Origin of the sequence: Clostridium sp. MT-14 (genome assembly GCF_042436595.1) — a bacterium.
Taxonomy (GTDB): domain Bacteria; phylum Bacillota; class Clostridia; order Clostridiales; family Clostridiaceae; genus Clostridium_B; species Clostridium_B aromativorans.
The window spans coordinates 1-21,503 of record NZ_JBHMIY010000046.1 but is presented as its reverse complement, the minus strand read 5'-3'; the positions used below and the strand labels follow the sequence as shown (position 1 = coordinate 21,503).

The window sequence follows — 21,503 nt, the reverse complement described above, 5'->3', positions numbered from 1 at the left end:
ATATATCCTATTTATGAAAATTTATCTTTTAGCACAACAGGTTAATATACAAATATGGTATTGCTGTGTGGTATACTGTATTTAAAATGAAGATTTTCGTGTAAAACCGAAAATCAACATTAATTGTGAATTGTACATTGTAAACTGTGAATTGAATAGTGGAGGTATACAATATTGGAACATAAAAATAGCGTAAAAACTAAATTGTCACTGCTTGAGAAACAGGATATTATAGCGTCAGATGTCCAGAAGGAAATTTTAAATGATGAAATAGCTGCTCTTCCTCCTATAAAGGAAAATGATATAAATATATCTACGATTTATGCCTTTGAAGATAGTGAGAACATAGAGACTAAAGTTTATTTTAGAAATGGTCTCCACAGGAAAGTGAATTTTGAGTACCTGCCTTTAAGTCTTTTGAATTCAAAAGGTCAGGTAATTGGAAAAAAAGTATTTGATCTTACCGGTATAGGAGATTTGGATTATGGTGTCGCAAGACCTTGGAAACTCTTGTTTGAGAAGTCCAAAGTTGATATGGACAAGTTTTCTCCTAAAGGTTGCCGTGTAGTTTTTGATGGTGGGCTGAAAGCTGTGAAATATGCACCCATTACCCTTGATGAAACTTCTGTAGAAGATGGAAAATATGTACCAATGTTCAAAACATTCATGGAGAGTCTTCCAAAAGTACAGCGTGAAAGTGTGGCTATATCCAAATTTAAGATTGCAATTCAGAAGCCGGGTAAAATTATAGTTACTCTTTTAATTAGAAATGGCTGCAGAAAGTCTGTTAAGCTTGATAAGCTGCCTATTACTATAAGGGATGAAAAAAATACTGTTGTGGCATCTTCAAACTTTGATACAAAAGGACTGGAAGTGGGTCCAATGAAGGCGAGAGTCTGCAATTTTATATTTGGTACGAATTTAAACATAGACAATACTGTTGTGATGGATAACTGGAATGTAGATTTTTCTCCGAATGTTATTAGGATGTCATAGTCTTTAGGGGACTGACCCCACCCATTTATTGGGCGGGGGTCAGTCCCCTTAGCAATTATTGGAAAAGAAGTACTGAAATACCGCTTTTTTCTTTTTGCTTGATATATGAATGTATATTTGACTCTTATATAAATTCAAGCTATATGGTACAATATTCATATAATGCTAAAAAAGACTGGAGGTAGTAAATTTTATGAATAGAAATACCATAAAGGCTATAGGCGGTACTGCCGTATTTTCTCTTATAATATCTGCGGCTACCCCTGTGGCCACTGTAAAGGCTTCAGAAAATGAATTCAGTCAGTTGGGTGGAGCTGATGTTTATGAAACTGCAGCGGCGGTTTCCGGATCCAATTGGACTAGCAGTGACAATGTCATCCTTGTGTCCAGTGATGGATATGCGGATTCAATAAGTGCAGCTGTCCTTTCAAAAAGGCTCAATGCGCCTATTCTTTTGACTGGCAGTTCGGAATTAAGCAGCGTTACAAGTGATGAAATAAGCAGGTTAAATGCGAAAAACATATATATAATAGGTGGAGAAGGAGTCATTTCTAATGGCATAAGATCCGGACTGAAAAGTAAAGGTTATAATTTGATTGAACTTTCGGGAAAAAACAGATATGATACCAATACGGCTGTGGCAAAAAAACTTGTTGAGCTTGGCATGGATCCTTCCAGTGTGATGATGACGGGCGGAGAAGGATTTTCAGATGCACTTTCTGCGGCACCAGTAGCTTCTGCTAAGGATGAAATACTTCTTCTTGGTGGAAATAATATTAACAGTATGGCATCTGTAGTCGATTTTGTAAAGGATAATGAATCCAAGGTTACAGTTATAGGCACGAATAATCTTATAAATGACAGCACTTATAAAACCCTTGGGGCAGTTCAAAGAATAAACGGGGGAAAGGATAGGTTTGAAACGAATTTAAATATACTTAGAGCTTTTTCTGATGTTTTGAAATCGGAGAGAATATATGTGGCTAATGCATCTGGAGACAGATATGCTGATTCACTTATAGCAGCTTCTATTGCAGGTATAGATTCGTCTCCATTGGTGTTAATAAGCGGAGAGGGTGAATCTCAAACAGAGAGTGCACTGGATTATATTAAGTCAAAGTCTGCTTCAGATACGGCATTGAATGTAATTTCGGAGAATGGCGTTATTTCCGATAGTACCATTTCGGATATTAAAAATGCGGCACAGGGAGTTGTTAATGACAGTAATACGGTGAAATCTGTAGCTACAGTTGGGCTGAATCAGGTAAAGGTCACTTTTAATACCGTTGTAGATGAAAATTCTGCTGAAAGAGCTGCAAATTATGAGATTGATGGTTCAAGTCTTGGCTCTGAGGCAAAGACACAGGCGTCGGCATATCGCCAGGATGACGGTAGAAGCGTTGTGATAACTTTTAGAAATCCGTTTAAACAGGGAGAAAAAGTTACATTTGGTGTTAAAAATTCTGTAGCTACTGAAGATTCTAATGACAATATAGATAAGTATGAAAAAGATGTTGTTTTCCAGGAATCCGGATATCCGTCACTTCAGTCTGTAACGGCTGTCGGGGGCAATAAACTTCAGGTTAGATTTTCAGAACCTATTAGAATGAAAGAAAGCGATTATTCTTCAATGAAGATAAACAGAAAAAGCATTTTAAATTATGGGCTTGATAAATCTTATACTGAGATGAAAAATCAATCTGGTGACTGGGCTGACGGAGTGGATTTTTATTTTAATTCACCTTTGCCTATAGGAGACAATACATTCAGCATATCAGCCGGAACTTCTGGAAGTAAATTTGATAATGGGGCGAATATACCCATCCAGGATCAGTCAAAAAGTTTCACTATTCAGTCTGTATCCGGGAGGCCGCAGGTTCAACGTGTTACCAGCAATAATTCTGGTGTTTTGTATGTACATTTTGATAGGGCTATGGACAAGCAAACTGCACTTGAACCCAGTAACTATAAAATAAATGATACTACGGTAAATGTGGATTCCTCTTATGTTACTTTTGATTCTGGCTCAGGAGATAAGACGGTTAAAATACAGAAAGTTGCAAGCATGTTTAAGCAGGGAGTTAATTCAGTTACCGTAGATGATGATGTGGAGGATACTTTTGGGAATTCGGTCTCTAAAACAACATCCACTCTTTATTATGGAAATGATACTGAAAAGCCTACAGTTAGTTCTGCTAATATATTGAATGAAAATACCATACGTGTGAAGTTTAGCAAGGATGTTTTGAGAAGTTATGCGACAAATAAGGGAAATTATAGAGTTACAGATTCCAGTGGTACTGATATAAGTTATAAAATTGATGAGGTAAATACTGTTACTGTAGACGGTAACAATAACAGGACATTTGATATCAAATTTGATGAAGACACATTGAGGGATTCTAGTTATACTTTATATGTGGAAAATGTAATAGATACCCAGGCAAAACCGAATTTGATGGAACCCTACAGTACGGTTATTTCAGGGACGGATGATGAACAGGTAAAGGTTACCCAAATAGTTAGAAGATTTGATAATAGTCATGCTGTTGCTATATTTTTCAATAAAACTATGGATGATGCTTCTATTTCAAATCCGTCAAATTATGTCTTCGAGGATGGAACAGGTGAAATAAGGGATATTCCAGGCAGTGCTATTGTAACTCCAGCATATGATGATAAAAGCGTTACTGTTGAGTTTTCTTCAAAGTATACCATAGGAAGCGGCTCTACTGCCTCAAGTGTAATAAGAGTTGGAGTAAGGGATGTGGTAGATAAGGATGGAAACAGGATCCAGCGTGGTTCATATGTGGGAAATATAGATATGGAAAGCAGTAATGGTCCTAAACTGATACCTGATACTGCCAGGATGACTTTTGTTGGCAGTGATATAAATGTAAAAATTTCTCTTTCTGAATCTCTCGATATTATGGATTTAAATGACTTCAGGGTAGATGGGTACAAACCTGATGCTGGAAATACCAATGGAAATGATGTTATTCTCATATATAAATCTGGAGTTGATGATAATGAAAAAATAGATGCCATAAGGGAATGTGGTGAAAGTACGAATGTAAGTGTAGTAAGCACAAATTCCCTTGATTCTGCGGGTCGAAATATAAGAACAGGTTCTACTAAGGTCTATATACCTCCTATGACAAAATCTGATAATTTTAGTGTACTTGATTCTTCTTCTGGATCGGATACTATAAAAATAGCTTTCAATCAGGACATAGATGATGATATACAGAACTACTACAGTGACGATTTTGTGTTTGTAAACCAGTCCGCTGATAAAAAAATCACTCCAAGCTCTGTAAGTATAGATGAGAAATATGTGGTTTATAAATTTGCTGCTTCTTCTTTTGACAAAGGTGATACCATCAAGATTTTTGCGAATGATGATGCCGCAAAAATAAACATAAGAAGTGAAAAGCATAATGATTCAGGTTACACTACTTATTCGCCTATAAGGGAAGATTTGGTCGGATATATAATTACTGCAAAATAGGGGTCTGTCCCCCACCCAAATATTGTTATGGGGTCTGACCCCATAACAATATTTGGAAAAGGAGCGCTATTTTAGTGCTTCTTTTCCTTAGCACATGAAAGACTTAATAAAATATCACCATTTAAAAGGTAGTATTCAAGATTTCTACCGACATAGGTAGAATAGACCGCTGCGTGGTGGCGGACAAATTATGAACAGCACAAAAAGAATCGTCAGAAATGGCGGTTCTTTTTACGTGCACCCAGCCCAATCATGGGCGGCAGCTTGATGGGGCTAGATAGTAGCAGTTATTAGCTAAAGGCAAGGGTGTCCGTTGTGAAACTGAATCTGAAGGAAGTTGGGAGCAAAGTCTCGGCCTGAGGAATACAAACTACATACAAGGCTGAAATGTGCTAGGTAAGTTTGCGTAACAAAACGAAGCCCTAAACTATCTGAAACAGGTAGTGTAAATGTAGCAGATATGTGGAGGGAAAGTAAGCGTTCTTACCTGGGGAGATCTGATAGATATGTTATTGATATGAATTTAGAAATAACACCCCATACAGAAATGTATGACTGAACTATCAGAAGCCATAGTACATTGTAAAACGTGTAAGCATTGGAAAGACTGAACAGTATGAAGCTTTTAAAAATTAAAAAAACAAAGAAATACGTAGAAAGCAGACAACTTTATATTGAAGACTGTTTTCATGAAGATAAAGTGAAATTTGAAGATATGAGAATTTGTGAACACAAGAAAGAACTATTGGCGTACTGACAAAAGCTCTATTTTCTTTGTGTCTATAACTAATCTTAAGTTTGAAAAAGCCTGGTTAGTACCTTTACTTAAAAAATATACATAAGTATGTTAATTCTATTAAATCGTCATATACAGAATGGTATGCAATGATACGAATAGTATGTATGGTAGTAATGATACGTATGATTGATGTGAAGGTATACTAAATAAATTATTTAGCTCTTACTTGATTATTAAGTCTTAATCTGTAAAAAATGATAAAAATCCTAGAAGCATATTATAAGAAGATCTATTTACTTGATTTTAAGTATGTACAATATCAGAATTTTGATTGTATGGTTATATAGAGCTCAATACTGAATTTCAATAATTGCCATGAATATGCTTTATTATAATTTAATATAAGGTGTAAAATAAGGATGGGGGTGAGTATAGATGGCATTTACGATGAAACAAATTGACGGCATAACGGTTATCAATAACAGCGGTAAGGTTGTCTTTCATGCTAAGTATAATCCCAGATTTAGTAGAGATAGTACTTTCTTGAAAGATCCCGATAAGAACCTTTTTGAACTGTATCCTGGGCTCCAGCCTGAAGACAGTACCTTGCTCGAATGTGTAAAAAGTGGGAAACGTATTTACCGTGAGGATCAGAAATTTTATGATTGTAATGGTAATTTGATTAATACTGACAATGTGACTCTGCCTATTGTAAAAAGCGGCAAGGTGGTTGGGGCAATTGAGTTGTCCAAGGATATTACTTCTATTAATGATCTGGCTGGTGGTTGCAGTGGTGAAGTTAATGTGGGGCATAAAGACGGGAAATCCTATGCGCATTTTACTTATGGAGATATTATAACTCAAAATAAAAATATGATTGGAATAATTGAGAAGACGAAGATTATTGCAGATAGTATATCTCCTGTATTGATTTATGGGGAAACAGGTACCGGGAAAGAGCTGTTTGCCCAGTCGATTCATAATTACAGTGATAGAAAAAATAAACCTTTTATTGCGCAGAATTGTGCGGCATTACCGGAATCTCTTTTTGAATCCCTGCTGTTTGGGACGGTTTCAGGGGCTTTTACAGGTGCACACAATAAGCCGGGACTGTTTGAGACTGCTGATGGTGGTACATTATATCTTGATGAGATAAATTCGATGCCTCTCAATCTTCAATCCAAGCTTTTGAGGGTTTTACAGGATCGTCATGTAAGGAGATTGGGGGATATTAAATCCAGTAAGATTGACGTTAGAATAATAACTTCTATGAATGTAAATCCAGTAGATGCAGTGCATAAGAATATTTTGAGAGAGGATCTTTTTTACAGATTGAATGTAGTTGGTATAAAAATCCCGCCTCTCAGAGAAAGAAGAGATGACATTCCTGTTCTTGTGAACTTTTTTATAAGAAAATATAATAATTTGTTCCATCATAACGTGAAAGGGATTGAAAAAGAAGTATTTGATACGTTTCAAGAGTGCAGTTGGAATGGCAATGTCCGGGAGCTGGAACATGTGATAGAATCTGCAATTAATATTGTCAAGGATGGGTATATACATTTTCGTGATTTGCCTGTTTATCTTATTGATGAAATGGAAGAAAAAATGATTAACGTAGACAGGAAAAATGATATTCATTCTCTGAACGGAGTAGTTGAATTAGTCGAGAGAAAAATAATAAAAAGATCAATTGAAAGGTGCATGGGAAATATATCGCAGACTGCAAAACTGTTAAATATACCACGACAGACGCTGCAGTATAAAATCCAGAAATATAATATTAAAATTTGATATATAGAATAAAGGCTCATTATAATACTATGCTGTAATTTCAGCAGAATTGCTTAAAATTCAGCTGAAAACGTTTTTGAGAAATTCCGTGTAAATAATGAGCTTGGAATATAAATTGCTTTATTGAGCTGCCTGAAATCGGGCAGTTTTTTTAGTTGGGCTTATTATTTTAGACCAGGCAGACTGCGGGTTTAAGGGTGTTTTTTATATTGGTATGCATTTTGCTCCAGACATGTAAATGAAATTAATTATAAGGAGGAATATATATGATAATAGGAGTACCAAAAGAAATAAAAAACAATGAGTATCGTGTAGCCGTAACTCCAACCGGGGTTAGAGAATTTGTCAAGCATGGGCACGAGGTCATCATTGAAAAAAATGCGGGGATAGAAAGTAATATTTCAGATAGTGATTATGAAAAGGAAGGTGCTGAAATTGTTTCAAGAGAAGAGGTGTTTTCCAGAGCTGAGATGCTGTATAAGGTGAAGGAAATTCTACCTGAAGAATACAAGTACATGAGGGAAGGGCTTATAGTTTTTACCTATATACACTCAAATGCTCACAGGGAGGAAACTGATGTTTTGCTGAAAAATAAGATCATAGGTGTGTCGTATGAAGATATTGAAGACGAAGATGGAAATTTTCCTCTATTAAGTCCTATGAGCAAGATTGCAGGTAGAGGAGGGTTTATAGCTGCCTGTGAATATGCTCAGAAGATAAAAGGGGGAAGGGGACTGCTTTTAGCCAATGTTCCCGGTGTGAGATCTCCTAAAATAACTATTATAGGTGCTGGTTCTGCTGGATTAGGAGCTGCGGAACTTGCTTCAGCATTTGAAAATCGAGTTTCTTTACTGGATATCAGTATGAAAAAGTTGGAATATGCAAAGTTAGTACTTCCCAAAAATGTAGAGTTGTTATATTCCAATGAAATTAACATTATGAAGTGTATTAAAGATTGTGATGTGCTTATAAACTGTATATTGTGGCCTAAAAATAGAAAAGACCATCTTGTATCCAGAGATATGCTGAAGCTTATGAAAAAAGGGGCCATGATAGTTGATGTTGCTTGTGATGAAAGAGGTGCCATAGAAACATGCAGATCCACTTCTCATGATGATCCGGTTTATTTTGATGAAGGTATAATGCATTATTGTGTGGACAACATACCTTCTGCTTTTTCTGAAACTGCCACAACTCTTTTATGTAATGCCACGCTGCCGTATGCTCTTAAGATAGCCAATAAGGGAATTAAAAAAGCTATGCTGGAAGATGAGTATATGAGAAAGGGACTGTGCTTTTATTACGGTACCCTTACCTTGAAAGAGACAGGGTTGAAGCAAAATAGGGAATTTAAATCACCGGAAGAAGTACTTGGTATGTAAAGTGATTTTATTTGGGAGGTATTGTGTATATGAGTAATAATGTACAGACCGGAGGAAAGTTGAAAAAGGATCTTGGGTTTCCCGCAGCAGTTGCCATGGTAGTTGGCAGTGTAATTGGATCCGGTATATTTATGGCCCCGCAGAATATGGCAGAAGCTACAAATCCCAAAACTGCAATGCTGGCATGGATCATTACAGCTGCGGGATCAATATGTATTGTATTGAGTTTTTCGCATATGGTTGAATTGATCCCAAGGACAGGTGGACCTGTAATATATGCAGATGCTGCTTTTGGTCAGTGGGGTGGATTTTCTATTGCATGGAGTTATTGGGCGTGTGCCTGGATTTCACAGGCGGCTTTTATAACCGGTGGAGTTAGGTATTTAAGCGTTATTTTTCCAATTATAGATCAAAATAGAGTGATAGCTTTTGTTGTAGCATCATCACTGCTGTGGATTTTAAATATAATAAATATTTTTGGAGTTAAAAAAGCCGGATATGTTCAGGTTGCTACAACTATATGTAAGCTTGTTCCATTAATAGTGTTTGTGATATTGGCTCTATTTCACTTCAATATTATTAATTTTAATACGGTATCTTCACCGCAGGTTGATAATTCGGGAACTTTACCTTCAGCTATAGCTATAACCATGTGGGCGTTTTTAGGTTTTGAAATGGCTACGGTACCTGCAGGAGAAACAAAAAATGCTGGAAGTAATTTAAAAAAGGCAGTACTGTATGGAACGCTGTTTGTGGCTATTGTTTATCTTATAATAAATTTCCTGGCAAGTGGGATATTGCCTCAAAGTCAGCTTGCAAGATCTACAGCTCCCTTTGCTGATATGATAAATTTCATGGTAGGAGGAACCTGGGCTGGGAAATTTATAGCAATTGGTGTAGTTATTTCTGTTTTGGGAGCGGCAAATGGCAATGTGATAGTAATTTCAAGAACAGCCTATGGCGCCGCTAAAATTAAATTGTTTCCCGATATATTCACCAAAATAAATTCAAAATATGGTACTCCTGTGATCTCAATAATTATAAGTGGAGTGCTCACCAATCTTATATTGACTTTGAATTATGTAAAATCGTTAAATGCAGCTTTTACTTTTATGATCCTTATAGCTACATTATCAAGTATGCCTGCATACCTTATGACTGAAGGTGCAGAAATACTATTTTTGAAAAATAAGTTTGATAAAATAAGCATAGGTAAGTTTTTAAAAAGTTCTGCAATTCCATTGATAGCATTTATTTATACGCTGTATATTACTTATGCAACAGGTGCTAAAGCAGTTATGTGGGGATTTATGCTTATAGCAGTAGGAATGCCGTTTTATATTTATATCAAAATCAAAAATGGTGAAACAGAAGTACCAGATAGGGATAAAGCAGAAATATAAAATGGGGGACTGACCCCCTTACAATTTTTGTCAGGGGATCAGTCCCCCTTCCTTTTTCTGCCAAAAAAGATTATCAGATTTACAGGTTTAAATGTGATTTTCACCTCCAGGAATTATTTCTACTCACAGATATTTTTAGTAAATTCAGCATCCTGCTTTTATTACACTGTAGATTATCATAAGATGTTTTGATAAAATAAAAATAGAAATATATAATAAGTTGTATAGGAACAGATGTTCTGGCAAATACTAATAATACAGTAAGATATTATTAGGAGGAGATGGTATGCCGGAAGATAGAGTTCATCATGAACATGACGTAGGTTACAAATATATATTTTCTCATAAGGAAACATTTCTGGAACTGCTGCGGGGATTTGTCAAAAAAGATTGGGTTGATTTAATCAAGAGTGAGGATCTGATACTTATTGACAAGTCATATGTACTTGAAGACTTCAGTGAGGAAGAATCTGATATTGTATACAAAGTAAATTTAGATGGGCGGGATGTTATATTTTACTTCCTTCTGGAATTTCAGTCCAGAGTGGACTACAGGATGCCCATGAGACTGCTGTTTTATATAGTNTACTTGAAGACTTCAGTGAGGAAGAATCTGATATTGTATACAAAGTAAATTTAGATGGGCGGGATGTTATATTTTACTTCCTTCTGGAATTTCAGTCCAGAGTGGACTACAGGATGCCCATGAGACTGCTGTTTTATATAGTTGAGATATGGAGAGAAATTTTGAAGAATACCTCAAAGAAGGAAAGACGCAGAAAAGATTTTAAATTGCCCTCAATTATTCCCATGGTGCTCTACAATGGTAAAGGCAGGTGGACTGCTTGTAGAAATTTTAGGGATGTACTGAGTGGTGGTGAACTGTTTGGCGAGAATATAATAGACTTTAGGTATATACTGTTTGATATTTACAGGTATGATGAAAATAATCTCAAAGCCATGGCAAATATGGTATCTACTGTATTTCTATTGGATAAAGAGATAAGCAGGGAAGATTTGATAAGGAGACTTAGGCTTACAGTCTATGCTCTTAAAAAGATAACACCGGAACAATTTGATATACTTAAAACCTGGCTTAAAGGCATAATGAAGCCAAAGTTAGATGAAAAATCCAGAGTTGAGGTAGAGAAAATATTGGAGAAATCCAGTCAGAGGGAGGTGAATTCCATGGTATCCAATTTGGGCAAAACTATAGAGAATATTGTGAGAGAGGGTAAAACGAAGGGTCTGGAAGAAGGCAGGAAACAAGGTATAAAAGAAGGCAGGGAAAAGGGTAGAAGAGAAGGTATGAAAGAGGGCAGAAGAGAAGGTAGAAAAGAAGGTAGAAAAGAAGGTAGAAAAGATGGATTGCTTCAGGGATTGGAAAAGTTATTGGGTATTAAATTTTCTGATACTTCCTGTATTGGCAGAATAAAAAAGATAGAAGATGAAGATGTATTGAGTTCTGTGTTTGAAGATGCAGTTAAGAGCAATTCCATTGGAGAGTTTGAAGAAAAATTGAGGCGGAGAAAATTAAATTAATGATAGTATTGGCTGATTTCCGGATAAAACCGGAAATCTTTATTTTTCAAGCTGGGGACTGACAGATTTGCAACCAATCTCAACGTGCTCCGGGCTTTTGACGAAAACCTGAAACCCGACAGCATATATGTGGCCAACGCCAGCGGCGGAAGGTATGCTGATGCTCTCGTAGCAGCCTCTGTTGCGGGAATAAAATCTTCACCTCTGGTACTTGTAAACGGGGATGGAGATCTGCAGACCGAAGGTGCGTTGAATTATATTAAATCGAAAGCTGGTTCTGATTCAGAAGTAAATGTAATATCGGAAAAAGGAGTTATTTCGGACAATACCATTTCGGATATAAAGAATGCAGCAGGTGGAACTGTAGAGGACAGTGACACGGTGAAATCTGTAACTGCAGTTGGCTTAAATCAGGTAAAAGTTGTATTTAATACTGCTGTTGACAAGAATTCTGCCGAGAGAACTGCAAATTATGAGATAGATGGAAACTCATTAGGACAATCTTCCGCATATCTCCAGGATGATGACAGGACTGTTGTAATCACCTTCAGGAATACATTTTCCCAGGGGAAAAAGGTCACATTTACTGTAAAAGGTAATATTCTCGATGATACTTCTTCTTCCAACATAGGCAAATATGAGAAGGATATTACATTTCAGGAAACCGGTTCTCCTTCCATAAGTTCCGTGGATGCGGTGGGAGGCAATAAACTGAAGGTCAGATTTTCCGAGCCTGTGAGAATGCAGGAAAGTGATCTGTCTTCCATGAAGATAAACAAGAGAAGCGTGAGAAACTACGGGCTTGATACTTCCCATACCGAGCTTGTAAATCAATCCGGGGATTGGGCAGACGGGGTTGATCTCTATTTTGACTCCATACTTCCCATAGGTGACAATACCTTTACCATGCCTGATGGTACGTCGGGGAGCAAATTTGACAATGGGGCCAATATTCCTATCCAGAGCCAGTCTAAAGGATTTACAGTTGAATCTGTATCGGGAAGTCCCAAAGTTGAAAGTGTTACCACAAATAATGCAGGGACCATATATATAAAGTACAACAGGGCAATGGATACTGACACAGCTCTTGAACCTTCCAACTATAAGATAAATGGGGATACTGTGGATGTGGATTCTTCCTATGTTACTTTTGATTCCGGATCCGGGGACAGCGTAGTGAAGATAAAGAATATAGGAAGCATGATGAATCAGGGTATTAATACCATCTTGATCAAGGATAACGTAGAGGATACCTTCCAGAATACAATCAGCCAGACTAGCATGACCCTTTACTATGGAAGCAGCAGCCAGAAACCTTCAGTTACATCTGCGAATATTCTGGATGAAGAGACTATAAGGGTTAAGTTTAACAAGGATGTGGTGAGAAGTTATGCCACAAATACTGGAAATTATAAGCTTGTGGATTCTGATGGAAATGATGTGAGTTACAAGCTCAACAATGTAAATACTATAACGGTGGATGGGAACAATAACAGGACCTTTGATCTCAAATTTGATGACAATACCTTGAACGGCTCAAAGTACACTTTGACTGTAAAAAACATCATAGACACAGAGGCAAAGCCAAATGTAATGGATACTTATACTGCTGTGCTTTCTGGTATGGACAATGAAGGACTTAAAGTTACGGAAATAGTAAAGAGGGCGGATAATTCCCAGGCTGTAGCAATGTTTTTCAACCGTACCATGGATGATGATTCCATATCCGACAAGTCAAACTATGTTTTCAGGGATGGAACCGGAGAAGTCAGAAATCTTCCGGGAGGGGCATCTGTAACATCTTCTTTTGACGACAAGAGCGTTACTATCGAATTTCCTTCAAGCTATAAAATAGACAGCAACGGCACTACAGCCAGGGATGTAATTCAAGTTGGAGTCAAGGATGTGGTTGATGAGAATGGAGATTCGCTGGATTTGGGCTCATATATCGGTGACATAAGCACCTCCAGCAGCAGCGGTCCTGGAATTATATCCGGTACTGCCGAGATGACTTTTATAGGCGATGATATAAGAGTGAAGGTTTCTCTTTCTGCGGCCCTTGATGTTTTTGTCATGGGTGACTTCAGGGTTGATGGAAACAAGCCTGACAGCGGCACTACCGTTGGAAATGATGTTATTCTCATATATAAAGCCGGCGTGAAAAATGGTGATAAGATAGAAGATATAAAGAATTCTGGTGAAAGTACCAGTGTGAGCATAGTGGGCAATAGTTCTGTGGATTCTGCAGGACGTAATATAAGGACAGGTTCCACTAAAGTCTATATACCTCCTATGACGAAATCCGATCAGTTTACAGCAACCAGTGCTTCAAATACGGATACTGTAAATGTGGTCTTCAACCAGGATGTGGATACCGCCATACAGAATCAATATGGAGATGATTTCGTATTTAAGGATTTGACTACAGGGAAAACACTCACTCCGAATGCCATAAGTGTTGATGGCAAAACGGTTATCTATAGATTCAGCAGCTCTTCCTTTGACAAGGGCGATACAGTCAAAGTGTCTGCCAGTGGCACTTCTTCTGCCATAAGCATAAGAAGTGAAAAGCATGACAATGCTGCATACACCACTTATTCGCCTTCAAGTGACGATATAGACGGATATAACATTACAGTGAAGTAATTGTTTGGGGTCAGACCCCATAACAATATTTGGAAAAGGAGCGCTATTTTAGTGCTTCCTTTTCTTTCGTTTTGATTAAAGACACCTGCTTATGAGCATAATTTAAGACAAAAGAAGATGGTAGGAAGATGGGTTCATGATTTTTCTGTGAGTCCTTATTGTTGGTTGATTCCATAGCATGAAAAGAGTATAATATGATTAGAATGTTACTATAAGGAGTTGATACCATGCAGATTAAACCGTCCGCAAGCATCCGACAGAACTATAATGAAATTGCGGCTTTATGCAAATCTTCCGGTGAGCCTGTCTATCTTACAAAAAATGGTGAGGGCGACCTCGTGGTTATGGATATAGAAGCGTTTAACCGTCGTGAAAAAATGTTAAAACTAAGAGAAGAGCTGTTATCTGTTGAGGAAGATCGTGTGGCTGGTCGTACGGGAAGTACACCGGATGAGTTGGACAGCTATCTGGACAGCATTATAGATGAGGTGGAACATGGAAAAGAGACCTCAATATAAAATAGTTGTTTCAGACCGTGCCCGTCAGATGCTGGTGTGTCATGTCCGATTTCTGGCACAGAAAAGTCCAACAGCTGCCCGTAAAATAAAAAATGGCCTAATGGATGCCATTCGATCTCTTTACCAAATGCCGGAGCGTTTTCCATTTCTGTATGCTGAATTTATTCCTCCAAATAAATACCATAAGATGTTCGTAGAAAAATGGTATCTGATTTTATATCAGATTAAGGATCAGACGGTGTACGTTGACTATATTGTAGATTGTAGGCAGGATTATGGGTGGTTGGTAAAATGAAATGCAGGGACTGACCCCCTTACATTTTTTGTCAGGGGGTCAGCCCCCCGCAAAAAGACCCTAGAAAAGAATATAAACAGATTTGTGATTTGTCTAAAGTAGACTTAAGGTTTCCCTTGTCATTTAGGTTTCCCTTTCGATATTTCCTCACCTTGTCTATTCCTTTGTTGCATAAGCTTTATTTGAGTATCTTTCTGCACTATAAATTTTCGTTTTTTATCATTAGACAAACGTACTTTTTTATCTTGTTGAAGAAAAGCAAAGTTTATTATAGTCATGTCTGTAAAATTTATAGATTCCATTGCATTTCTAAGATAAATTTTCCATCTTAGGTTAAAATCAATATTATCTTCATGATCACAATAAAATGTATTCTTGACATAAAGATCATTATTCAAAGCTAGATACAATTCAGATATAATATCTAATAATAAAAAAATTCTTGTGTTATTATCCCTTAAAACTTCTGGTTCATCAACATTTTCCAAAAGATGTAGTGTTCTATTTCTATTAAATTCTCTCTTTATCCCCTTTTCAGAATTTTTAAAGTTAAGATAAAATATTTTTCTAATCATAAAATCAAAATATTTAATTTGATTACTTATCCATTTTTGAAACTTTGTATTGGATTGTCTTTCATTATTCTTTTCTTTTAAATATTCAACTAAGTTTTCTTCAAAAACAGATATTTTAAAGTCTCCATGTGTATTTACTGATTTAATTTCATTACGCTTCTCGTCAGCCCATTCTCTTAATACTGCTTCTACAACAGGTACTAAACTTAAATATGAACATAGATAGTTACCAACCATTAAATCATATGTAGCACTTTCAATTACTTTCATAAAACTGTTAAATATTTTTGATGGCTTAAATCTATATTCAATTTGATAAGCCCTTTGCCATGGATTTATTATCATCCTTAATATTTCTCCTTCTAATCCGCCCCGAGCTGGATCTGGATTTTCTAAGCAATCTAATAATTCCTGCATTTTACTTCCAGAAACACAAGGGTAAGGAGGAATAGTTAATAATGTTTCTTTTAAATGTTCGTCAATTTTATTGTATACTTCCCATAAATTCATGTAATCACCTTGGTAATAATTATATCATACTTATATGATATATTCCCATCTGTCTCTTTTTCTTTTGTTTTGATTAAAGACACCTGCTTATGAGCATAATTTAAGACAAAAGAAGGTGGTGGGAATATGGCTAGGGCAAAGAGAGAGTGGTTTCCAGGTGCACGGTATCATATAATTTGCAGAGGAAATCATAAAAATGATTTATTTAAAGATGAGAAAGATTATCAGGTCTATTTGAACATATTGAAATATGTGAAGAAGAAGTTGGGATATGACTTATACTGTTACTGCTTCATGACAAATCATGTTCATATGCTTATTGGGACAGAAGAAATGCATATAGGCAGGATTATGAAGAGAATAAATATGATTTACTCAATTTATTTTAATAAAAGATATAATCTCATAGGTCATTTGTTCCAGGACAGATATAAATCTAGACTGATAAAAGATGATGTGCATATGCTTGAGGCAAGCAGATATATACATTTAAATCCTGTAAAAGCCAATATGGTAAAAAATCCTGAAGATTACAAGTGGAGCAGTTATAGAAGTATTATAGGATTATCTGAAGAAAAAATAATTAATCCAGAAAAGATACTTTTTTATTTTGAAGATAGGGAAAACTATAAAAAATTTGTTGTATGGGGTCTGACCCCATGACAGAAAATGTAAATAAAAATGAACGAAAAAATAGTTGATAAAGTTGATAGATTTATATAGCAAAGCATGGATTATAGATTATAATAAAGGTAAAAGAGTATTTTAAATAGGAAATCATTTGACTTTTATAAAATGTTTCGATAATTGCTATAGGTACTTTTTATGGAGCGTATCTTATTAATTATTGGGGCTTTAATTATCTCCTAGAGGGAATAAAATAACTGATGGATTAATAAATGATATTATAGTGTTTTTATTGATAAAGGGGATGTGAATTTATGAAAAATTTTAAATCACTTTTTACTGTATTTTTAACTTGTGTAATAGTTCTTTTATGTGGTTTCTTTAATGAGAATGGGGCTGAAGCTGCACAGAATACAATAAGGCTTGGAGGATCTGACAGATTTGATACATCTGTGAAAATAGCCGACTATGGATGGAAAAATTCTACAAATGTTGTGATTGCAGATGCACAGGGGAATGATGCCTTTGCCGATGCCACCGCCGGTACATCACTGGCATATTACCTCAACTGCCCCATACTTTTGACTGATATTGAGAGTACGCCTGATGTTGTAAAAAATGAAATCAAAAAGCTGGGTGCAAAAAATGTTTATATAATGGGAGGAACCGGAGTTATATCGGCATCCCAGGAAAACAGCTTCAAGTCGGAAGGATACAATGTGACCAGGATAGCAGGGACAGATAGATTTGACACTGCCTGCATGGCAGCGGACATATTGAATTCAAAATCAAAGATAAGCAAAGTATATATAGTGCCCTCGGATAAATTCCAGTATGCACTTATAGCAGCGCCCTACGCGGCAAGAGAAGGGGCAGCCATCTTGTTTACTGGTTCTGGTGATAAAAATATGCGATCTTATATAAATGATAGAACCAGGAGTGAAATATCGAAATTAGGAGTAAAAGATGCAGTTGTGGTGGGTTCATATAATGTAGTTCCCTATGATGCAGTTGCACAACTTGAAAATATGGGAGTCAGCTGTCTTACAATACATGGTACGACCCCTCAGAGTGTGGCATGGAACTTTATGGATACAAATAAGGGCAGCGGCATTTCCATTTCCAGCGATAGCTTTTTTGCAGATGCACTTTCGAGTTCTGTTCTGACAGCCAGGTACAATTACAACCCTCTTCTTGTAAATACAAAACTCAGGTATACCCTGGATGACACTTCAAAACCTGTGTTGCTGTTCGGTGGAACTGGTGTGGTAAGTGACAACCTGGGGAATTATATAAAGGATTCAGCCATGGCACATGATATTTCAAATGATGAGATTTACCAGTTGTTTTCAGATTCGCAGGTATCTCTGGAGGATGTCATGTATTCTGTTGACAATAAAGAACAGCTGGAAAATATTATAACTTCAGATGATGGGACAGAATATGTACCAGTTCCCGATCAATACAGCAGTTATGAGAAGATTAAAGATGTGATTTCAAGATATGATACGGATGATTATGCTGAAACTCAATTAGGTTATCTGAAGAATTTTTATGGATATACTTTTAATGGAAAAACCATGAGCGTTTTGGGGAATGTGGGGATAGGCTTTTATGACCTTAGAAATGTGCTTGAAAGCAGGGAAGATGTTGACAACACCACTATACGAGTTAGTTACAATAGTTATAGTAGTGGGGGCTCGAATGATTATGAGAAGATGATTGCAACCTTGAAATTTGAAAACAATAGATGGAAGATTTCTGATATAAGTTAAGTGAAGATTTGATGCTTATTGATAAGTCATATATACTTGAAGACTTCAGTGAGGAAGAATCAGATATTGTATACAAAGTAAATTTAGGTGGGCGGGATGTTATATTTTACTTCCTTCTGGAATTTCAGTCCAGGATGGACTACAGAATGACCATGAGACTGCTGTTTTATATAGTTGAGATATGGAGAGAAATTTTGAAGAATACTTCAAAGAAGGAAAGGTGCAGAAAAGATTTTAAACTGCCCTCAATTATTACCATGGTGCTTTACAATGGTAAAGGCAGGTGGACTGCTTGTAGAAATTTTAGGGATGTACTGAATGGTAGTGAACTGTTTGGTGAGAATATAATAGATTTTAAGTATATATTGTTTGATATTTACAGATATGATGAAAATAATCTCAAAGCCATGGCAAACATGGTATTTACTGTATTTCTATTGGATAAGGAGATAAGCAGGGAAGATTTGATTGAAAGATTGAGACTTACAGCATATGTACTCAAGAAGATAACTCCTGAACAGTTTGACATATTGAAAACCTGGTTGAAAAGCATAATGAAACCCAGGTTGGATGGAGAATCCAGAATAAAGATAGAGGAAATGCTGGAAAAATCCAGTCAGAGGGAGGTGGATTCCATGGTATCAAATTTAGGTAAAACTATAGACAATATCATAAAAGAGGGAAGAAAAGATGGATTGCTTCAAGGATTAGAAAAGTTATTGGGTATTAAATTTTCTGATACTTCCTGTATGGGTAGAATAAAAAAGATAGATGATGAAGATATATTGAATTCTGTGTTTGAGGATGCAGTTAAGAGCAATTCCATTGGAGAGTTTGAAGAAAGATTGAGACAGAGGAAATTAAACTAGCTGCAGCCTCAAACTCGGATTTAGTTGGAACTGCCGCATAATTCAATTATGAAGCAGTTCTTTTTGGTGTTTGTTTTAATGGCTGCAGTTATGGACATGGTTGGTGCAGCTGTGGTTGTTATCCTGATGATGATTGCATTTTATGTGGGCATCAAAATTTAAATTCCCTTCAAGATAATCCTTTACAGCATTATCAGCGCTGCCGCTGACGCCTCCAAAAAATTGGATGCCTTTTTCAGCCAGGGCATTCTGGGCACCTTCCCCTATACCACCGCAGATTAATATTGAAACTTCTAGGGATTTGAGTATGTTTACCAATGCTCCATGTCCATTGCCATTTGTGGATACTATTTTACTGTCTGTAATTTTATTGTTTTCTGTTTTATAAATTTTAAATTGTTCCGTCCTGCCGAAATGCTGAAATATTTGTCCATTTTCATAAGGTACTGAAATGATCATGAAATTTTCCCCCCTGTATTTTAAATCAAATTTTTATCTATTGCAAAGCTTTTTAGGACAGTGAATGCACCTGCACTTTTTAGTGGAATCACTGCAGAGAATGTAATTTCCTCCGTTAATGTGAAGTTCTTTTCCTTTTACTATGCATTCTGCCAATTTTGTTCTGGCACTGCTGTAAATTGACTGGACAGTGGTTCTGGCAATTTTCATCTGCCGGGCACATTGAATTTGCGTAAGCCTTTCGAGGTCAATAAGTCTTATGGTCTCAAACTCATCTACCGTCATATGAATTGTTTCAATGATATCTTTTGAAGAACTAAGGGGACCAAAATTTTGTTTTTCGGGAAGGCAGCATATCTGTCTGCATTTGGTTGGCCTCGGCATAAGCTCATCACCTTTCTTTTTGTATAGTAAATGACATATGTCATTTATAATTTAATTATAAATCATTATTGGCATATGTCAATAATAACTGTCCCCATCGGTCGTGAATAAATTGTGAACAAAATAAACGGGCAAGACAGGGTAATGATATTTGAAAGGCTGTTGAAGAAAAAATCCAGGCATACACCTGTAACAAAAACATACATGTGTATGCTTTTGTTACATAACCCGAAGCATATTTAGATATCAAAATTTGAAATTCAAAATAGGCAAATTGCATCTGAATATAAGAATCATTTGACTTTTTATGAGAATAATATATGATATAATAAAATCAATAGAGTAGGATGGTTGATGAATTTGGCGGATGAGAAAGTAAAGTGGCATCCGGCCTTTGCGGCAGCAGTACAGCTGGAATTAAAGGAATATAGAAAATATTTGGAATTTATAACAGAATATCAGCTGACGGATGAACCACTTAGAATAGATATATAGATAATATAAAAGATCCACTGTATGCGGTCATAATGGATGTACTGTTGAAAATGAATCCTAATGAAATACTGGAGGTGTATAAAAGTATGGGAATGCCAAAAATAAATGAAGGCAACATGGAATTTTTGCTGGATATGATGAAAAAACTTGAACTTGATAAAAAACTTAAACAGGAAGGACTAAAAGAAGGCATGGAAAAGGGGATGGAAGAGGGCATAGAGAAGGGTATGGAAAAAGGTATAGAAAAGGGGATGGAAGAATGCATAAAAAAGTTAATATTGAAACAGCATAAAAAGGGACTTTCAGTAGAATATATAGCGGATATAAATGATATTGATGTAGAGTATGTAAAAAAAATCGTAAAATGATCTGATTCTTGGTAAAACAGAACAGGATAATATATAAACAGGACTGCCGGAGATGAAAATTGAACTGACCCCCATAAGTTAGACCTAAAAATCTAACTTATGGGAGGTCAGTTTTTTATTAGAGCTGGAATTTGTCTTCCACAAAAATTAACAAATTGTAAAGTTTAAAAAGGAACTTGAGGTTTTTTGTAGAATATTTTAGAAAAAATGAAAATATGAATAAAACAGGTATATACAAAACAACTTAAATTGCGAACTTTAAGTGGACATAATAGTAGTGGGTACACTTTGAGTTATGGAGGTACAAAATGGAAGATGAAGTAAAATATTTGATAGGAAATTTGAGTACTGCTTGTAACAAGATTGAGGAAAATAAAATAACTGAACAAAAAATTTTTACACTGAAAAATGAATACAATAAAAAAATAACTGGTGAAGATGAAAGGGTTGACAGGATATTTTAGAAAAATTAAGCGGGTATGATAAAAAAATTAATGAGATTGAGCATTATTGCCAGATGAAAATAGACAACCTGGAAAAAGAAAATTCTAAATTGAGAAAAAATGTACATGAATTTAACAAAAAGGGCGTAATTCTCCTATCTTCTATAAGTGG

Annotated in this window: 19 protein-coding genes; 16 read left to right on the top strand and 3 right to left on the bottom strand. The window is 36.0% G+C overall.

Features of this window, described 5'->3' with window-relative positions:
- Positions 1-174: 174 nt before the first annotated feature.
- From ACFHWD_RS19225 to ACFHWD_RS19180, 10 genes are all read left to right on the top strand, one after another.
- Positions 175-996 (top strand): SLAP domain-containing protein, encoded by an 822-nt coding sequence (locus ACFHWD_RS19225; RefSeq protein WP_378062876.1) that lies wholly within the window; start codon positions 175-177, stop codon positions 994-996.
- A gap of 193 nt (positions 997-1,189) precedes the next feature.
- Complete coding sequence (locus ACFHWD_RS19220) at positions 1,190-4,507, top strand: cell wall-binding repeat-containing protein (RefSeq protein WP_378062875.1); 3,318 nt, start codon at positions 1,190-1,192, stop codon at positions 4,505-4,507.
- A gap of 1,174 nt (positions 4,508-5,681) precedes the next feature.
- On the top strand, positions 5,682-7,040 hold the full coding sequence (locus ACFHWD_RS19215) for a sigma-54 interaction domain-containing protein (protein ID WP_378062874.1): 1,359 nt from the start codon (positions 5,682-5,684) through the stop codon (positions 7,038-7,040).
- Between the two features lie 266 nt (positions 7,041-7,306).
- Complete coding sequence (locus ACFHWD_RS19210; RefSeq protein ID WP_378062873.1) at positions 7,307-8,422, top strand: alanine dehydrogenase; 1,116 nt, start codon at positions 7,307-7,309, stop codon at positions 8,420-8,422.
- A 29-nt stretch (positions 8,423-8,451) separates the two neighbouring features.
- The gene (locus ACFHWD_RS19205; RefSeq protein WP_378062872.1) at positions 8,452-9,825 is read left to right on the top strand and encodes an amino acid permease; all 1,374 of its coding nucleotides are present in this window, start codon (positions 8,452-8,454) and stop codon (positions 9,823-9,825) included.
- 286 nt (positions 9,826-10,111) lie between these two features.
- Positions 10,112-10,459 carry an Rpn family recombination-promoting nuclease/putative transposase gene (locus ACFHWD_RS19200; protein WP_378062871.1) on the top strand — a complete coding sequence of 116 codons (348 nt, stop codon included), beginning with the start codon at positions 10,112-10,114 and terminating at the stop codon, positions 10,457-10,459.
- Between the two features lie 65 nt (positions 10,460-10,524).
- Positions 10,525-11,367, top strand: a complete 843-nt coding sequence (locus tag ACFHWD_RS19195; RefSeq protein ID WP_378062870.1) for an Rpn family recombination-promoting nuclease/putative transposase — start codon at positions 10,525-10,527, stop codon at positions 11,365-11,367.
- Positions 11,368-11,418: 51 nt separating this feature from the next.
- A complete protein-coding gene (locus tag ACFHWD_RS19190) occupies positions 11,419-14,013 on the top strand; it encodes a cell wall-binding repeat-containing protein (RefSeq protein WP_378062877.1) in 2,595 nt (864 codons plus the stop codon).
- 227 nt (positions 14,014-14,240) lie between these two features.
- On the top strand, positions 14,241-14,531 hold the full coding sequence (locus ACFHWD_RS19185) for a type II toxin-antitoxin system Phd/YefM family antitoxin (RefSeq protein ID WP_150358110.1): 291 nt from the start codon (positions 14,241-14,243) through the stop codon (positions 14,529-14,531).
- Positions 14,509-14,826, top strand: coding sequence for a type II toxin-antitoxin system RelE/ParE family toxin (locus ACFHWD_RS19180; RefSeq protein WP_150358109.1), 318 nt, complete (start codon positions 14,509-14,511; stop codon positions 14,824-14,826). The genes ACFHWD_RS19185 and ACFHWD_RS19180 overlap by 23 nt, the downstream gene beginning before the upstream one ends.
- Positions 14,827-14,945: 119 nt before the next feature.
- On the opposite strand, the gene ACFHWD_RS19175 is transcribed toward ACFHWD_RS19180, so the two are convergent.
- Entirely contained in the window at positions 14,946-15,911 is a 966-nt protein-coding gene (locus ACFHWD_RS19175; protein WP_378062869.1) for a hypothetical protein, read from the bottom strand.
- Positions 15,912-16,037: 126 nt separating this feature from the next.
- On the opposite strand from ACFHWD_RS19175, the gene ACFHWD_RS19170 reads away from it, so the two are divergent.
- The 3 genes from ACFHWD_RS19170 to ACFHWD_RS19160 all read left to right on the top strand — a co-directional run bounded on the left by ACFHWD_RS19170 (position 16,038) and on the right by ACFHWD_RS19160 (position 19,182).
- A complete protein-coding gene (locus ACFHWD_RS19170) occupies positions 16,038-16,574 on the top strand; it encodes a transposase (RefSeq protein ID WP_150358108.1) in 537 nt (178 codons plus the stop codon).
- A gap of 278 nt (positions 16,575-16,852) precedes the next feature.
- The gene (locus tag ACFHWD_RS19165; protein WP_378062868.1) at positions 16,853-18,313 is read left to right on the top strand and encodes a cell wall-binding repeat-containing protein; all 1,461 of its coding nucleotides are present in this window, start codon (positions 16,853-16,855) and stop codon (positions 18,311-18,313) included.
- An 11-nt stretch (positions 18,314-18,324) separates the two neighbouring features.
- The gene (locus ACFHWD_RS19160) at positions 18,325-19,182 is read left to right on the top strand and encodes an Rpn family recombination-promoting nuclease/putative transposase (protein WP_378062867.1); all 858 of its coding nucleotides are present in this window, start codon (positions 18,325-18,327) and stop codon (positions 19,180-19,182) included.
- Between the two features lie 75 nt (positions 19,183-19,257).
- Here ACFHWD_RS19160 and ACFHWD_RS19155 read toward each other — a convergent pair whose 3' ends face one another.
- Both ACFHWD_RS19155 and ACFHWD_RS19150 read right to left on the bottom strand, forming a co-directional pair.
- Positions 19,258-19,641: a NifB/NifX family molybdenum-iron cluster-binding protein gene (locus tag ACFHWD_RS19155; protein WP_378062866.1), complete on the bottom strand. Its 384-nt coding sequence runs from the start codon at positions 19,639-19,641 to the stop codon at positions 19,258-19,260.
- A 33-nt stretch (positions 19,642-19,674) separates the two neighbouring features.
- Entirely contained in the window at positions 19,675-20,025 is a 351-nt protein-coding gene (locus ACFHWD_RS19150; RefSeq protein WP_229981115.1) for a DUF134 domain-containing protein, read from the bottom strand.
- A gap of 354 nt (positions 20,026-20,379) precedes the next feature.
- On the opposite strand from ACFHWD_RS19150, the gene ACFHWD_RS19145 reads away from it, so the two are divergent.
- The 3 genes from ACFHWD_RS19145 (at position 20,380) to ACFHWD_RS19135 (ending at position 21,352) form a co-directional block, all read left to right on the top strand.
- Entirely contained in the window at positions 20,380-20,520 is a 141-nt protein-coding gene (locus ACFHWD_RS19145) for a hypothetical protein (protein ID WP_229981114.1), read from the top strand.
- An 86-nt stretch (positions 20,521-20,606) separates the two neighbouring features.
- On the top strand, positions 20,607-20,888 hold the full coding sequence (locus ACFHWD_RS19140) for a hypothetical protein (RefSeq protein ID WP_229981113.1): 282 nt from the start codon (positions 20,607-20,609) through the stop codon (positions 20,886-20,888).
- A gap of 308 nt (positions 20,889-21,196) precedes the next feature.
- Positions 21,197-21,352: a hypothetical protein gene (locus ACFHWD_RS19135; RefSeq protein ID WP_229981112.1), complete on the top strand. Its 156-nt coding sequence runs from the start codon at positions 21,197-21,199 to the stop codon at positions 21,350-21,352.
- The last annotated feature ends 151 nt before the right edge of the window (positions 21,353-21,503 follow it).

Bases quoted from the DNA above. Each gene is read 5' to 3' on its own strand.
- ACFHWD_RS19220 (WP_378062875.1), top strand. From the start codon at position 1,190: ATGAATAGAAATACCATAAAGGCTATAGGCGGTACTGCCGTATTTTCT.
- ACFHWD_RS19215 (WP_378062874.1), top strand. From the start codon at position 5,682: ATGGCATTTACGATGAAACAAATTGACGGCATAACGGTTATCAATAAC.
- ACFHWD_RS19210 (WP_378062873.1), top strand. From the start codon at position 7,307: ATGATAATAGGAGTACCAAAAGAAATAAAAAACAATGAGTATCGTGTA.
- ACFHWD_RS19205 (WP_378062872.1), top strand. From the start codon at position 8,452: ATGAGTAATAATGTACAGACCGGAGGAAAGTTGAAAAAGGATCTTGGG.
- ACFHWD_RS19195 (WP_378062870.1), top strand. From the start codon at position 10,525: ATGCCCATGAGACTGCTGTTTTATATAGTTGAGATATGGAGAGAAATT.
- ACFHWD_RS19185 (WP_150358110.1), top strand. From the start codon at position 14,241: ATGCAGATTAAACCGTCCGCAAGCATCCGACAGAACTATAATGAAATT.
- ACFHWD_RS19180 (WP_150358109.1), top strand. From the start codon at position 14,509: ATGGAAAAGAGACCTCAATATAAAATAGTTGTTTCAGACCGTGCCCGT.
- ACFHWD_RS19175 (WP_378062869.1), bottom strand. From the start codon at position 15,911: ATGAATTTATGGGAAGTATACAATAAAATTGACGAACATTTAAAAGAA.
- ACFHWD_RS19170 (WP_150358108.1), top strand. From the start codon at position 16,038: ATGGCTAGGGCAAAGAGAGAGTGGTTTCCAGGTGCACGGTATCATATA.
- ACFHWD_RS19165 (WP_378062868.1), top strand. From the start codon at position 16,853: ATGAAAAATTTTAAATCACTTTTTACTGTATTTTTAACTTGTGTAATA.
- ACFHWD_RS19160 (WP_378062867.1), top strand. From the start codon at position 18,325: ATGCTTATTGATAAGTCATATATACTTGAAGACTTCAGTGAGGAAGAA.
- ACFHWD_RS19155 (WP_378062866.1), bottom strand. From the start codon at position 19,641: ATGATCATTTCAGTACCTTATGAAAATGGACAAATATTTCAGCATTTC.
- ACFHWD_RS19150 (WP_229981115.1), bottom strand. From the start codon at position 20,025: ATGCCGAGGCCAACCAAATGCAGACAGATATGCTGCCTTCCCGAAAAA.
- ACFHWD_RS19145 (WP_229981114.1), top strand. From the start codon at position 20,380: ATGAATTTGGCGGATGAGAAAGTAAAGTGGCATCCGGCCTTTGCGGCA.
- ACFHWD_RS19140 (WP_229981113.1), top strand. From the start codon at position 20,607: ATGGGAATGCCAAAAATAAATGAAGGCAACATGGAATTTTTGCTGGAT.
- ACFHWD_RS19135 (WP_229981112.1), top strand. From the start codon at position 21,197: ATGGAAGATGAAGTAAAATATTTGATAGGAAATTTGAGTACTGCTTGT.